The 12,560-nt window shown below is 70.0% G+C and carries 10 protein-coding genes; 3 read left to right on the top strand and 7 right to left on the bottom strand.

The features are described 5' to 3' along the window. Window positions 1-115: 115 nt before the first annotated feature. Both ACFMRZ_RS05715 and ACFMRZ_RS05710 read left to right on the top strand, forming a co-directional pair. Window positions 116-859, top strand: a complete 744-nt coding sequence (locus ACFMRZ_RS05715; protein ID WP_400178207.1) for a hypothetical protein — start codon at window positions 116-118, stop codon at window positions 857-859. Window positions 860-1,145: 286 nt separating this feature from the next. Continuing rightward, entirely contained in the window at window positions 1,146-2,003 is an 858-nt protein-coding gene (locus ACFMRZ_RS05710) for a P1 family peptidase (protein ID WP_400178206.1), read from the top strand. A gap of 146 nt (window positions 2,004-2,149) precedes the next feature. On the opposite strand, the gene ACFMRZ_RS05705 is transcribed toward ACFMRZ_RS05710, so the two are convergent. Next, on the bottom strand, window positions 2,150-3,448 hold the full coding sequence (locus ACFMRZ_RS05705) for an FAD-binding oxidoreductase (RefSeq protein WP_400178205.1): 1,299 nt from the start codon (window positions 3,446-3,448) through the stop codon (window positions 2,150-2,152). Window positions 3,449-4,210: 762 nt separating this feature from the next. Between ACFMRZ_RS05705 and ACFMRZ_RS05700 the strand changes: the two genes are divergently transcribed. After that, window positions 4,211-4,732, top strand: coding sequence for a L,D-transpeptidase (locus ACFMRZ_RS05700; RefSeq protein ID WP_280367838.1), 522 nt, complete (start codon window positions 4,211-4,213; stop codon window positions 4,730-4,732). Between the two features lie 11 nt (window positions 4,733-4,743). Here the strand turns inward: ACFMRZ_RS05700 and ACFMRZ_RS05695 are convergent, their stop codons facing one another. The 6 genes from ACFMRZ_RS05695 to ACFMRZ_RS05670 all read right to left on the bottom strand — a co-directional run bounded on the left by ACFMRZ_RS05695 (window position 4,744) and on the right by ACFMRZ_RS05670 (window position 12,442). After that, on the bottom strand, window positions 4,744-6,414 hold the full coding sequence (locus tag ACFMRZ_RS05695; protein ID WP_400178204.1) for a protein kinase: 1,671 nt from the start codon (window positions 6,412-6,414) through the stop codon (window positions 4,744-4,746). Between the two features lie 210 nt (window positions 6,415-6,624). Further along, window positions 6,625-7,539, bottom strand: a complete 915-nt coding sequence (locus ACFMRZ_RS05690; protein ID WP_400178203.1) for a TAXI family TRAP transporter solute-binding subunit — start codon at window positions 7,537-7,539, stop codon at window positions 6,625-6,627. After that, the gene (locus ACFMRZ_RS05685; protein ID WP_400178202.1) at window positions 7,536-8,948 is read right to left on the bottom strand and encodes a sensor histidine kinase; all 1,413 of its coding nucleotides are present in this window, start codon (window positions 8,946-8,948) and stop codon (window positions 7,536-7,538) included. The genes ACFMRZ_RS05690 and ACFMRZ_RS05685 overlap by 4 nt, the downstream gene beginning before the upstream one ends. Before the next feature lie 4 nt (window positions 8,949-8,952). Further along, complete coding sequence (locus ACFMRZ_RS05680) at window positions 8,953-9,612, bottom strand: response regulator transcription factor (protein WP_280275009.1); 660 nt, start codon at window positions 9,610-9,612, stop codon at window positions 8,953-8,955. 90 nt (window positions 9,613-9,702) lie between these two features. Beyond that, entirely contained in the window at window positions 9,703-11,073 is a 1,371-nt protein-coding gene (locus tag ACFMRZ_RS05675) for an MFS transporter (RefSeq protein ID WP_400178201.1), read from the bottom strand. A gap of 100 nt (window positions 11,074-11,173) precedes the next feature. After that, complete coding sequence (locus tag ACFMRZ_RS05670) at window positions 11,174-12,442, bottom strand: MFS transporter (RefSeq protein WP_400182777.1); 1,269 nt, start codon at window positions 12,440-12,442, stop codon at window positions 11,174-11,176. Window positions 12,443-12,560: the final 118 nt, after the last annotated feature.

Here is a 12,560-nt window from a genome sequence, read left to right as displayed (position 1 = left end):
GTGGGTTGCGGGCGGTGTGCAAGCCCCTTGTTCCCGGGCACAGCGGCTCTGGCCGCAGTGGACCATAGCGAGATATGCTGCGGCGGGTCGGTTTTCCGGAGGAAGGGGTGGGCGCGTGACGGTCGCCGCCGCGGTGAAAGAGCAGATTCAGCAGGTCGGTGGGGGATTCATGTTCTCTCGCGAGGCGAAGGCGTTCGGCGCCGCGACCGGTGTCGACGGGTTCCTCGGGCCTTATACGCGCGGGCGCGGGGGTGTGCTGGGTGAGGTGGACGCCGATGTCGTCGCGGCGGCGTTCGGGTTCTTCCGGCCCGAAACCGTCCGCGCCGCATGGGAATCGGTCCGGCTGCCCGCCGCCGAGGCCGCGGCCGGCTATCTCGCGGCATGCCAGGAGTTCGGTCGCCGGAAGCTGGCGGACTTCGACGGCGCGGCGCCGTTGGCGGAGCTGCTGGAGGCGGTGGCCGACACGGCCGATCCGGCCGGGGTGCCGTTGTTCGCGGGATGGCGGGCGCTGCCCCGGGCCGCCGACGCGCCGGCGCGGGCTCTGCAGCTGATCCACGTGCTGCGCGAGTTGCGCGGCGGCCTGCATCTGCTCGCGGTGCGCGCACAGCTGCTCAGCCCGCAGGCCGCGGTTCTGATCTCCGGTTCGCCGCGCCACAGCGGCCCCGACCAGGCGCGCCTGTTCGGGTGGCCGGAGCCCTTCGCGGAGATCACCGACGACCAGCGGCAGCGCTGGGCAGCGGCCGAGGCATTGACCGAGGAGCTGATTGCCCCCGCCTTCGCGGTCCTGGACGAGAAGGCCTCCGACGAGCTGGTCCGGCTCCTGAACGAGGCGCACGCGACCGTCTTCGGCCGCCGCTGAACCCTGCCGGGCGGGCCTGGGTACGCGAGTGCATGCCCGTGACGACGCGACCTACGTCGATGTCCTGGTCGAGAACGACGCAGAACCTGCCGGGCGGTGCTGGAGAGTGCCGAACCTGTCGGGACGCGGCAGGGGGTGTTGGCCTTGTCGGGCCGTGCCGGTGATGTCCGGGGTGCCGGTGGTGGAAGGATCGAGCACGTACTGCGCTGGTTGTGGTGCGTGTCGGGCCGTGCGCGACGTGCCCGTGTCCGATGACTGTGGGCTGCGGCCGGGAACGGAGGATGGCGTGGGGATCGGCATAGCTGGTGTGCGCGTGGGACATTGGACCGATACGAGGGGTGCGACCGGATGCACCGCCGTGGTGCTGCCCCCGGGCACGGTCGCCTCTTGCGAGGTGCGTGGCGGGGCGCCCGCCTCGCGGGAACTGGATGCGCTGGCACCGGACAAGTCGGTGCTCGCCGTGGACGCGATCGTGCTGACCGGAGGGTCGGCGTTCGGCCTGGCCGCCGCCGACGGCGTCCTGCGTTACCTCGAGGAACAGGATCGCGGCGTCCCGACTCCCGCGGGTCCCGTCCCGGTGGTCCCGACCCTGGCGCTGTTCGACCTGGCCGCCGGAGACCCTGCGGCCCGGCCCACCGCCGACTCGGGATATGCGGCGGCACAGGCGGTTTCGGGTGAACAGGTACTGCACGGCCGGATCGGCGCGGGTACCGGCGCGTACACCTCCCAGTGGCGCGGCCCGGACGGTCGCCGCCCCGGCGGGCTGGCCTACAGCGAACACCGGCACGGAGATCTGGTGGTCGGCGCGCTGTGCGCGGTCAACGCGTTCGGCGACATCGACGACGGCGTCGCGCCGATCTCGCTGGATTCGGTCGCGGTCTTCGACCAGGTCTTCGATTTCGCCCGCACCCACACCACGATCGGCGCGGTCCTCACCAACGCCCGCCTGGACAAACCGTCGTGCCGCATCGTCGCCCAGGGCGCCCACGACGGCCTGTCCCGCGCGCTCACCCCGCCGCACACCCGCTTCGACGGCGATGGCTTCATCGCCGCGGCGACCGGCGAGATCCCCGCCCACGTCGACACCGTCCGCCTGATGGCCTTGGCGGCCGTCACCGACGCCATCCGCTCTCTCGCTCGCTGAGCGATCCAGCGATGCGCGCAGGTCATCGCGCTCGACGCAGCGGGCCATGTACTCGTAGATCTCGACGTGTACGCCGAACCGCCACGCACGCAGCCGAATTCGGTGCCTGTCGGCCTGGAGGACGAGCGAGCACGGAGAGCGGTGGATCAGACCGCCGGGGGGATGTTGGCGTTGTGGTGGAAGACGTTGCGGGGATCCCACGCCGCCTTCACCGCGGCGAGGCGGTCGTATTTCGCGCCGTAGGAGCGCCGGATACGGTCCGGGTCGTTCTCGACCAGGAAATTGACGTAGGTGGCGTCGTCACGGGCATGTACTCGCAGCGTGTCCCACAGCTCGCGCACCCAGGCCCGTTCGGCGTCGAACGTCGCCGGGTCGGGGCAGGCGGCGGAGATGTTGATGGCCCAGCCGGGGGAGCGCGGCCCGGAGAATGCCGTGGCGTCCTCGGGCACCTCGCAGTACGCGCCGTCGAGCGGGAAGATCGGTACGAGGGTCAGCGGGGAGCCCTTGCGCGGTACGGCCGCGGCGATCGCCTCGAGCACGGCGTCCCCGAGATCGTCCACATAGAGCGACTTTTCGTAGGAACGCATGCCCCACGGGGCCGCCGCATCGAACATCTGCTGCAACGCCAGGTAGGGGATCGGCGTCACCAGCTCCCACGCCGGTGCGGGCGCGGCGGCCCGCAGCGGGGCCAGTGCGGCCGTCAGCCGGTAGGGCTCGTCCCAGCCCGCGATCCCGACCGCGCACCCCGGGCGGCCCCGGAAGTGTTCCGGCACGAATTCCTCCGGTGGCGCCGACAGCCCGAAAATCGCCACCCCGTACGTGCGTGGCAGCCGGTACATGGTGTCGCGGACCGCCGCCAGCCCGGCCGCGGCCTGCTCCGGTGTCCAGAACAGCATGGCCAGCTGCACCATCGGCGGCACCGGATGCAGCCGGAACTCGAACTCGGTCACGATGCCGAAATTGCCGCCCCCGCCGCACAGCGCCCAATGCAGGTCGGGATGGGACCGGGCGGACGCGGTGACGATCTGCCCGGTCGCGGTCACCACCTGCGCGGAAACCAGGTTGTCGCAAGTCAATCCGGCGCGGCGGGTCAGCCAGCCCAGTCCGCCGCCGAGCGTCAGCCCGCCGACCCCGGTGTCGCTGATGAATCCGCCGGTCACCGCCAGGCCGTGTACCTGCGTAGCCGCGTCCAACTGCGCCCAGGTGGCGCCGCCGCCACATCGGGCGCGCTGCGAATCCGGTTCCACCACAACGGAATCGAGCATCGACAGGTCGAGCATTACCGCGCCGTCGGCGACCGCGTGCCCGGCATAGTTGTGGGCGCCGCCGCGGACGGTGAAATCCGTGCCGGAGCCCGCCAGCCGGCGCACGCACACCGCTACCTCGCGCGCCGACACCGGTCGCACCACCAGCGACGGCGTCCGGTGGATATCGCCGTTCCACACTCGGCGTGCCTCGTCGAATCCGGCGTCGCCGGGGAGAGCACGGCTCCGTCGATCTCCGCGCGGATCGCGTCGGCCTCGAACCCCAGAGTGGTCATATGCTGTGCCTCTTCCGATCGGCCGAGCACCCTCGAATCCACGATAGGAATCGGCTACCGCGTCACGTCAGGGCCGAAGGTCCTCGCCGCGATGGTCAGCGCACGTCGAACCGGTCCAGGTTCATCATCTCCTTCGGGGAGGCCGCTCTGCCTCTTACTTGACATAATGTCGATTATCGGCGCAACAACGGGGCTTGTGCGGCGGGGTGAATGTGTTGTGTTGCAGCATGTTCTGGCTTGCTGGCCGCCGCCCTGGGTCTGCCGCTCTGTTCTCGTCCATGGCCGCTCGGGTGTTTGCGTGGCGTGATTCGGCGGATTTCGGCCTAGCCACGATTCAAGATCTTTTCGGTGAACCTGTGCTTCGGTAGGAAATCTTCCGATGCGACGGAAACCTCTCTCGATACCCCGATCCCCTGCGATTTCCACCCTTCCATTAATTCGTCACTGTGACGTAATCGGATGGGGAATCTCGGTAATTGTCGTTGCCGGGCGGTCTGTGTCGTTCTCGGAAATCGGCGCGCTCGCGAAGGTCTCGGGTGGGTATCAATTGTGATCGGGTGCCGGTGGTAGCGGATTAGTATTGCGCTCAACGGATTGTTTGTGATGCTCGAGAGATCCTGCCACCTGCCAGGCGGCGGGTTTTATGGCTAGAGAGGTCGGTGACTCGATGAGCGGCAAGCGTTACCTCGGATGGACGGCACGATCGGCGATGTGTGTCGGTGTCGGTGTGGCCTCGGCGGGCCTGATGCTCGCCGGACCCGCGCAGGCAGCCCCGCTGTGGCCCGGCGGGCCCGATATCCCCGGGGTCGAGCCGCTGGTTCCACCCGCTCCCGTGGTCGCGCCGTGCACCCAGGCCGGCGCCAAGGTGTGCATGCGCCTGTCCACGAACGAGGCCTGGCTGCTCGACAGTGACGGCAAGGTGGTTTTCGGCCCCACCCCGATCTCGCACGGCCGCCCGGGATATGAGACTCCCCCGGGCGTATTCCGCGCCGCATTCAAGAAGATCTACCACTGGAGCACCATGCACAACGCGGAAATGCGTTTCGCGGTGTTCTTCAACGGCGACATAGCCACCCACATCGGCCCCATCGAAGAACAATCCCACGGCTGCATCCGCATGACCCCCGACGGCGCCGAAGCCCTCTACAACCACGTCAACCCGGGCGATATCTTCGAACTGGTGGTGTGAGCGGAAAATGGCTAATTCTTGCGGAGAGTCCCGGCGATATCGCCGATGATGCCCTGCATGCGGTAACGGACACTGCCGTCGGCCGCGAGGCTCAGCTTCGACCAGTTTCCGTCGTCCTGGCAGCCGAGAGCCGACGTGTTGCCGGCCGTCAGCCTGGCCTGCAACGCGATCTCGTCCGCGGTGGCGGCGGTCAGGGTTTCGGCGCGTTCGCAGGTGTCGCCGCTGTTGCGGCTGGTGTTGCTGGCGGTGCCCAGCTCGTCGCCGACGCTGCCGTCGTGCAGTTGGACGACGATGTTGTAGGTGACGATCCCGTCGGTCGCGGTCCCTTTCCAGGTGCCGACATAGGTGCTCGGCAGGGTCGTGGAAGGCGTTGCCGTGCTGGAGGTTTCGGGCGCGCTGGTGGAGTCGGCGGCTGAGGTTTCGGCTTCGGCGGAGTCGAGGGGCGGGCTGTCGGGTGCTGCGGTGGAGGCGTCGGTGGTGTGGGTGGTGTTGTGGTTGTAGGCGAGGATGCCGCTGACGGTGCCCGCGGCGGCCAGGACGGCGGCGGCGATGGCGGCGAGGAGTGCGGTGCGTTTGGGGCGGTGTGCGGGTGGTGGCGGGAGGTCGCGGCGGATGGTGGTGCCGGGGTGTGCGGGTCCGCCGGGTGGATGCCATTGGGTCGCAGCGGGATTCGGCGCAGGTGGGTACGTGTCGGGGTGCGGGGGTGCGGTGGGGTTCGAGGTGGGCTGGTGCGGGCCGCCGCCCCGAGGCTGGGTGAAGAGCGGGGCCGGTGGGGCGTCGACGGCCGGCGCCAGGATCTCGAGGTCGAGCAGGGCGATGGCGCGGCGGCTGATGTCCTCGAGAATCGGGGCGGGCAGCCAGCCGCGGGTGTCGGGGGTGCCGAGCGGGGCGAGGCGGGCGGCGAGATCGGTGGGGGTGGGGCGGTTTCCGGGTTCCTTGTCGAGGCAGGCCGCTACCAGGGTGCGGAGGCTGTCGGGGACGCCGTCGAGGCGGGGTTGTTCCTGGACGACGCGCCACAGCATGGCGACCGAGTCGCCGCTGCCGAACGGGCCGGTGCCGGTGGCGGCGTAGACGAGCAGGCCGCCGAGGGCGAACACGTCGGCCGCGGGTCCGGCGGGTGCCGTGCCGGTGATCTGTTCGGGGCACATGTAGCCCGGTGAGCCGATGATCTTGCCGGTGGTGGTGAGTGCGGTGTCGTCGGCGGCGCGGGCGATGCCGAAATCGATGACGCGCGGGCCGTCCACGGCGAGCAGCACATTGGATGGTTTCAGGTCCCGGTGGACCAGTCCGGTGGCGTGCACGTCGACCAGTGCGCGGGCGAGGCCGGTGGCGAGGGTGATCAGTGCGGGTTCGGGCAGGGGTCCGTAGCCGTCGACGGCGTCGCTGAGCGAGAGGCCCGAGACGAAGCCGGTGGCGAGCCAGGGGCGGTGGGTGTCGAGGTCGGCGTCGAGGACGGGGACCGTATAGGGTCCGGCGACGCGGCGGGCGGCGGCGACCTCGCGGCGGAAGCGGGTGCGGAATTCGGTGTCGTCGGACAGGTCGGGGCGGACCACTTTGACCGCGACGGTGCGGCCGCCGCTGTTGCGTCCGAGGTAGACGCGTCCCATGCCGCCGGATCCGAGGACGCCGAGTAGCCGGTACTGCCCGATGGTGGTCGGGTCATCGGGTCCCAGTGGGCGCATCTGTGAAGGTTTCCTTCCCCGGTCCTGCTGCCGGTGCGTGGCCGGCGTGCACCTGATCCCACACGAGCGCACGGGTGTCGCGCAACTCCGGCGGACGCTACTCCCCCTCGGCACGGTTCAGCTCACCATCCACAAAACGTCACAGTGACGGTTCTGGAATGGGTTGCGCCTCATGCCAACTGCGCGCATTCAACGCGCCATGGAGCATGCTCACCCGTGATGGCGGCGGTACACCGGTACCGCGCCCGGATGCAACGGCACGCCGTCGGTCCCGATCAGCGACCGCACATCCAGGAACTGTGTCCCCGCCGCCTCCGCGGGAACCAGGTCCTCGGGCCGGGTGATGAGCAGTTCGGTGAGCGCCGCGGCGGCTTGTCCGGGCAGCGATCCGGTGGTGACGAGCAGATTGGCGACCCCGATGGTCCGCACGGCCGCCGCGCCCGGATACGCGTCGGCGGGGATGGCGACGCGGTCGTAGAGATAGCCGAACCGGTCCCGCATGGGCTTTGCGAGATCGCCGAGGTCGAGTAGCCGCAGCGCGTGCGGCACATCGAGCGCCGGTGTCGGGACGCCTCCGGCCCACAGCAGCGCATTGATGAAGCCGTCGTCGAGGGAGGTGACGGCGTCGCGCAACGCCAGGTGGGTGATCTCGACGTCGCGCCCGGGCTCGAGTCCGGCGGCCCGCAGCAGCCTGTCACCGGTGAATGTCGCGCCGGAGCCGGGAGCGCCCAGGCTGATACGCGCGCCGCGCAGATCCGCCGTAGTGCGGATCCGGCCGGTATCGCGGACGACGAACTGCAGGTAGTTCTCGTAGACGCGTCCGAGGGCCAGCAGCCGCTCCCGGTCGGGGTCGGCGTCGATCGAGTCGGCCAGTGCCAGTGCCGCGTCGACCTCGCCGCGGTCGAGCATGGCGAGGTTGGCGAAGGATCCGGTCGTGGTGACCGGTTCGATGCGGACGGTGCCGGTGGTGGCGGCGGCGCGGGCGAGCAGTTCGGCGAACGCGTGGTAGAAGCCGCCCACCTCCCCCGCGGCCACCCGCACGGTGGGTGTCGGGTTCCCGCCGCAGCCGGTGAGCGCGGCCGCGGTGAGAGCGCCGGTGGCGCACAGGAATCCGCGCCGGTTCACGACGGCGCCGCCGCGGGCAGTTCGATGGTCACCGTCAGCCCGTGCGGGTGGACCGGTTCGATGCGCAGGCTGCCGTGGCGGGCCTTGACCAGTGCGGCGGCGATCGGCAGTCCGAGGCCCGATCCGCCGGCGGTGGCGGTGGAGCTGCGGAAGAAGCGGGTGGTGAGCCGGTCCAGTTCGCCGGCGGGCACTCCGATGCCGTCATCGGTCACGGTCACGGTCACCGTGCCACTGTTGCCGGTGACCGTCAGGCGGGTGTGTGCGCCGGTTCCGGCGTATCGGCACGAATTGCTCAGCGTCACATCGAGTATCTGGGCGAGGACGGCGGCGTCGGCGGCGGTGTCGAGGTGTCCGGCGGCGTCGAGGGTGAGGGTGAGTCCGGCGTGGTCGAAGGCGCTGCGCCAGGCGTCGGCGCGGTCCTGGGCGACCTGGACGGCGTCGCAGGTGGCGGTGGGGGCGCCGGCGGGGTCGAAGTCGGTGGTGGCTTCGGCGACGGCGAGGGTGAGCAGGCCGTCGAGCAGTCCGGTGAGGCGTTCCACTTCGGCGGTGGCGCCGCGGAAGGTGGTGGTGGCGTGGGCGGGGATGGCGGGTTCGAGTGAGTCGAGGCGGATGGTCAACGCGGCGAGCGGGTTTCGCATGGCGTGCGCGGTGTCGGCGACGAGCTGGCGTTGCGCCGCGGCGGAGTCGGCGACGGCCAGCGCCATCGTGTCGAAGGATTCGGCGACGGCGCGGATTTCCGGTGGGCCGCCGTGGCGGCGGGTGATGCTGGTCTGGTCGACGGCTTCGGGGCGTGGTTTGGGCAGGGTGGCGGTGAGTTTCTCCACGGCGCCGGACAATTCGGCGAGCGGGCGCAGTACCCAGCGTGACAGCGCCAAGGCCAGCACCATGAACAGTGCCATCGCGGCGAGGGCGCCGCCGGCGACGATGCCCCAGGTGCGCAGGATGTCGGTGCGGGCGCGGGCGGTGGAGGCCTGGATGAGGACGGCGCCGTTGACCTGGACGCCGGTGCCGATGGGGCGGGCGATGTGCACGGTGGCGGGACTCCACGGCATGAGTTGTGCGACCGGTACGGGGCGCTGGTTGCGGCGCGCGGCGGCCAGGGCGGCGACGACGGCGGGGCTGGCGGGGTCGACGCCCGCGCCGGCGAGGGTGGCGCCGCGGGCGTCGACGACGAGGACGTTCTCGCCGTAGAGCTGGTGGTAGCGGCCGGTTTCGGCGGTGAGGGCGCGGGTGTCGCCGGTGGTGGCCGCGGCGTCGGCGAGGGCGGCGAACCATTCGGCGTCGCCGGTGCGGCCGAGGACGAGTTGCTGGGTGCGGCTGGTGGCGGCGGTCAGGCACAGCGGCACGGCGAAGGCGAGGACCGCGAGGGTGGCGAAGACGGTGAGGGCGGTGAGGACGCGTCGCCGCATGTGGTCACTCGCCCCAGCGGTAGCCGTAGCCGCGGATGGTGGTGATCAGTCCGGGCCGGTCGAGTTTCTGGCGCAGTCCGGTCATGTGCACGTCGAGGCTGCGGGAGACGGCGACGAACGCGTCGCCCCAGATGCGGTCCATCAGTTGCTGGCGGCTGACGGCGGCGCCGGGGCGTTCCACGAGGGCTTGGACGAGTTCGAATTCCTTGGCGGTCAGCGAGATCGGTTGTCCGGCGACGTCGACGCGGTGGGCGGCGAGGTCGACGCGGACGTCGCCGGTGGTGACGACGCGGGCGGCGGGTGCGGTGGCCGCGGCGGCGCGGCGGGTGACGTTGTCGATGCGGGCGAGCAGTTCGGCGATGCGGGGTGGTTTGACGAGGTAGTCGTCGGCGCCGCCGCGCAGGCCGCGCACGATGGAGCGTTCGTCGCTGCGGGCGGTGAGGATGACGACGGGGACGGTGCTGACCTCGCGCAGCCGGCGCAGGACCTGCAGGCCGTCGGCGTCGGGCAGGCCGAGGTCGAGGATGACGGCGTCGTAGCCGCGGTGGGCGATGAGCAGGTCGGCGCCGCGGCGCAGCCGGTGGGCGTGGTGCCCGCGGGCGGTGAGCGCCTCCACCAGGGCGTCACCGACTCCGTCGTCGTCTTCGACCACTGCCAACTGCACGGTGTGATTCTCCCGTAAACGGTTCGGCCCGGCGCACCGGGTCCGGTCGCGGCTGCCTGGCCGAGGCGGGCAGCGCGCGGGTGACTGGGTTTATCTGGTGGTGACCGGGTCGGCGGCCGGGCTGGTTTCCTCTGTGGCGTCGATGGGTGAGTCGGTGGAGGTTTCGCGCATGAACCAGTAGGTGATCAGGGAGATGAGGATGGTGGCCGAGACGTACCAGAAGAAGACCGATTCGTGGCCGATCTTCTTGAGCCACAGGGCGAGTGATTCGGCGGTGCCGCCGAACAGGGCCGCGGTGAGGGCGTAGGGCAGGCCGACGCCGAGGGCGCGGACCTTGGTCGGGAACAGTTCGGCTTTGACGATGGCGTTGATCGAGGTGTAGCCGGTGATGATCAGCAGCGCGGCCATCATCAGCGCCCAGGCGGCGACGGGGTCGGTGGTGTGGCCGAGGACGGTCATGATCGGGACGGTCCCGACGGTTCCGGCGACGCCGAAGAACACCAGCAGTTTGCGGCGCCCGATGCGGTCGGACAGGGCGCCCGCGATCGGTTGCAGTACCACGAACACCAGCAGGGCGCAGAAGTTGATCCAGGCCACCGTCGATTTGCCGATGCCCGAGGTGTTGATCATGTATTTCTGCATGTAGGTGGTGTAGGTGTAGAACGCGATGGTGCCGCCGAGGGTGAGTCCGACGACGAGCAGGCATTCGCGGGGGTATTGCAGCAGGACGCGCAGCGAGCCGCGGCCGGAGTCGGTGGCGGGTGTGTTGTCGCGGGTGGTGGCGGCGGCGCGGAAGGCGGCCGATTCGTCCATGCCGCGGCGCAGGATCATGACGATGATCGCGCCGGCCGCGCCGATGACGAACGGGATGCGCCAGCCCCAGTTGTCCAGTTGCGCGGTGGTGAGGAACTGTTGCAGCACGATCTGCACGGCGAGGGCGACCAGTTGCCCGCCGACGAGGGTGACGTACTGGAAGCTCGAGTAGAAGCCGCGCTTGCCCTGGGAGGCGACCTCGGACAGGTAGGTGGCGCTGGTGGCGTATTCGCCGCCGACCGACAGGCCCTGGAGCAGCCGGGCGATCAGCAGCAGTGCGGGGGCGGCGACGCCGATGGTCTGGTAGCCGGGGGTGGCGGCGATGAGTAGTGAGCCGGCGGCCATCACGGTCACCGACAGGGTGAGGGCGGCGCGGCGGCCGAAACGGTCGGCGTAGCGGCCCAGTGCCCAGCCGCCGAGGGGGCGCATCAGGAAACCGACGGCGAACACCGCCGCGGTCGACAGCAGTTGCGCGGTCGGATCCCCTTGGGGGAAGAAGGTTTTGGCGAAGTAGACGCTGAACGCCGCGTAGACGTACCAGTCGTACCATTCGACGAGGTTGCCGATGGAGCCGCGCAGGACGTTGGCGACGACTCGGCGTTCACCACTACGGCCCGGTACACCGGGGCTCGGCTGTGTCGTTGTCACAGGGGGTCTCCTTCCCGACGCGGCTTCGCATCGTTCGCAGACCACTGTGGCGGCAGTCACAGGCCTCGCGACAGTGTCCGGGCCGTTTTCTAACAGTCGCTTAGGACGTTTCGAGCTTGGGGACCTTCGGGATCTCGTCGGTGCGCGGGACCTCGGTGCCGCGCAGTGAGGCGCCGACGGTTTCGCGCAGGAACAACCAGGCGACCAGGCCGATCAGGCAGGCGCCGACCATGTAGTAGGCGGGGAACAGGTGCCAGTCGGTTTCGTCGATGATCCATTCGTTGATCAGCGGCGCGGTGCCGCCGAACGCGGCGGTGGACACGTTGTAGGCCAGCGCGAAGCCGGCGTAGCGGACCTGGGTGGGGAAGATCGCGGGGAAGGTCGCGGAAATGGTCGACAGCTGCGGCACATACAGCAGGCCGAGGACCACGAACCCGAGGATCGCCCAGCCGAGCCCCTGGCCCATCAGCCAGTACAGCGGCACCGCCAGGACCGCGAGCGCGATCAGCGAGAACAGCCACATGGGGCGTCGTCCCCACAGGTCGGACAGGCCGCCGCACAGCGGCAGCACCAGCGCCATCACCAGCTGTCCGATGAGGACCATGGCGGTGGTCTGGGAGTCGCCCAGGCCGATGGTCTTGTTCAGGTAGGTGGGCATGTATGCCAGCAGTGTGTAGTTGACGACGTTGAGGGCGATGACCAGGCCGCCGAGGGTGAGCAGTTCGCGGCGGTACTTGGTGATCAGTTCGATCAGGCCGGTCTTGGGGTGTTGCTGCTCGGCGACCTCGGTGAACACCGGGGATTCGTCGAGCTTGTTGCGCAGGTACCAGCCGACCAGGCCCAGCGGCACGGCCAGCAGGAACGGGATGCGCCAGCCCCACTGGTCCATCTGGGTGTCGTTGAGCAGCACCTGCATCAGCAGCACCACCGCGGAGCCGCCGATGAAGCCGGACAGGGTGCCGAATTCCAGGAAGCTGCCCATGAAGCCGCGGCGGCGGTCGTCGACGGATTCGGCGAGATAGGTGGCGGCGCCGCCGTATTCGCCGCCGGTGGAGAAGCCCTGGACGACGCGCAACGCGATCAGCAGGATGGGGGCGGCGACGCCGATGCTGGCGTGGCTGGGCAGCAGGCCGATCAGGCCGGTGGCGCCGGCCATGAGCAGGATGGTGGTGGCGAGGACGGCTTTGCGGCCGATCTTGTCGCCGAGCGGTCCCCACACCATGCCGCCGAGGGGGCGCAGGACGAACGAGATCGCGAAACCGAGCAGGGTGCCCAGGGTGCCGAGGCTGCCGGGGAAGAATGCGTCGGTGAGGTATCCGGCGGTGGCGGCGTAGGCACCGTAGTCGTACCACTCGGTGGCGTTTCCCATCGCCGCGGCGGCTACGGATCGGCGTTGCTGTGGTTGCGGGTCGGCGCTCGTCACGCGCGCTCCTCTCCCCTGTTTATGGTTGTTGCCGGCTCGTTCCGCGTCGGTGGACACGAGCGCG

Source organism: Nocardia sp. N2S4-5 (assembly GCF_044628355.1).
Taxonomy (GTDB): domain Bacteria; phylum Actinomycetota; class Actinomycetes; order Mycobacteriales; family Mycobacteriaceae; genus Nocardia; species Nocardia wallacei_B.
Note: the sequence above shows the minus strand (reverse complement) of the source record. Positions and strands in the feature narration are given on the sequence as shown.

Coding starts and splice junctions, on each gene's coding strand:
- ACFMRZ_RS05670 (WP_400182777.1), bottom strand. CDS start 12,442: ATGGGAAACGCCACCGAGTGGTACGACTACGGTGCCTACGCCGCCACC.
- ACFMRZ_RS05685 (WP_400178202.1), bottom strand. CDS start 8,948: ATGCGGCGACGCGTCCTCACCGCCCTCACCGTCTTCGCCACCCTCGCG.
- ACFMRZ_RS05700 (WP_280367838.1), top strand. CDS start 4,211: ATGAGCGGCAAGCGTTACCTCGGATGGACGGCACGATCGGCGATGTGT.
- ACFMRZ_RS05695 (WP_400178204.1), bottom strand. CDS start 6,414: ATGCGCCCACTGGGACCCGATGACCCGACCACCATCGGGCAGTACCGG.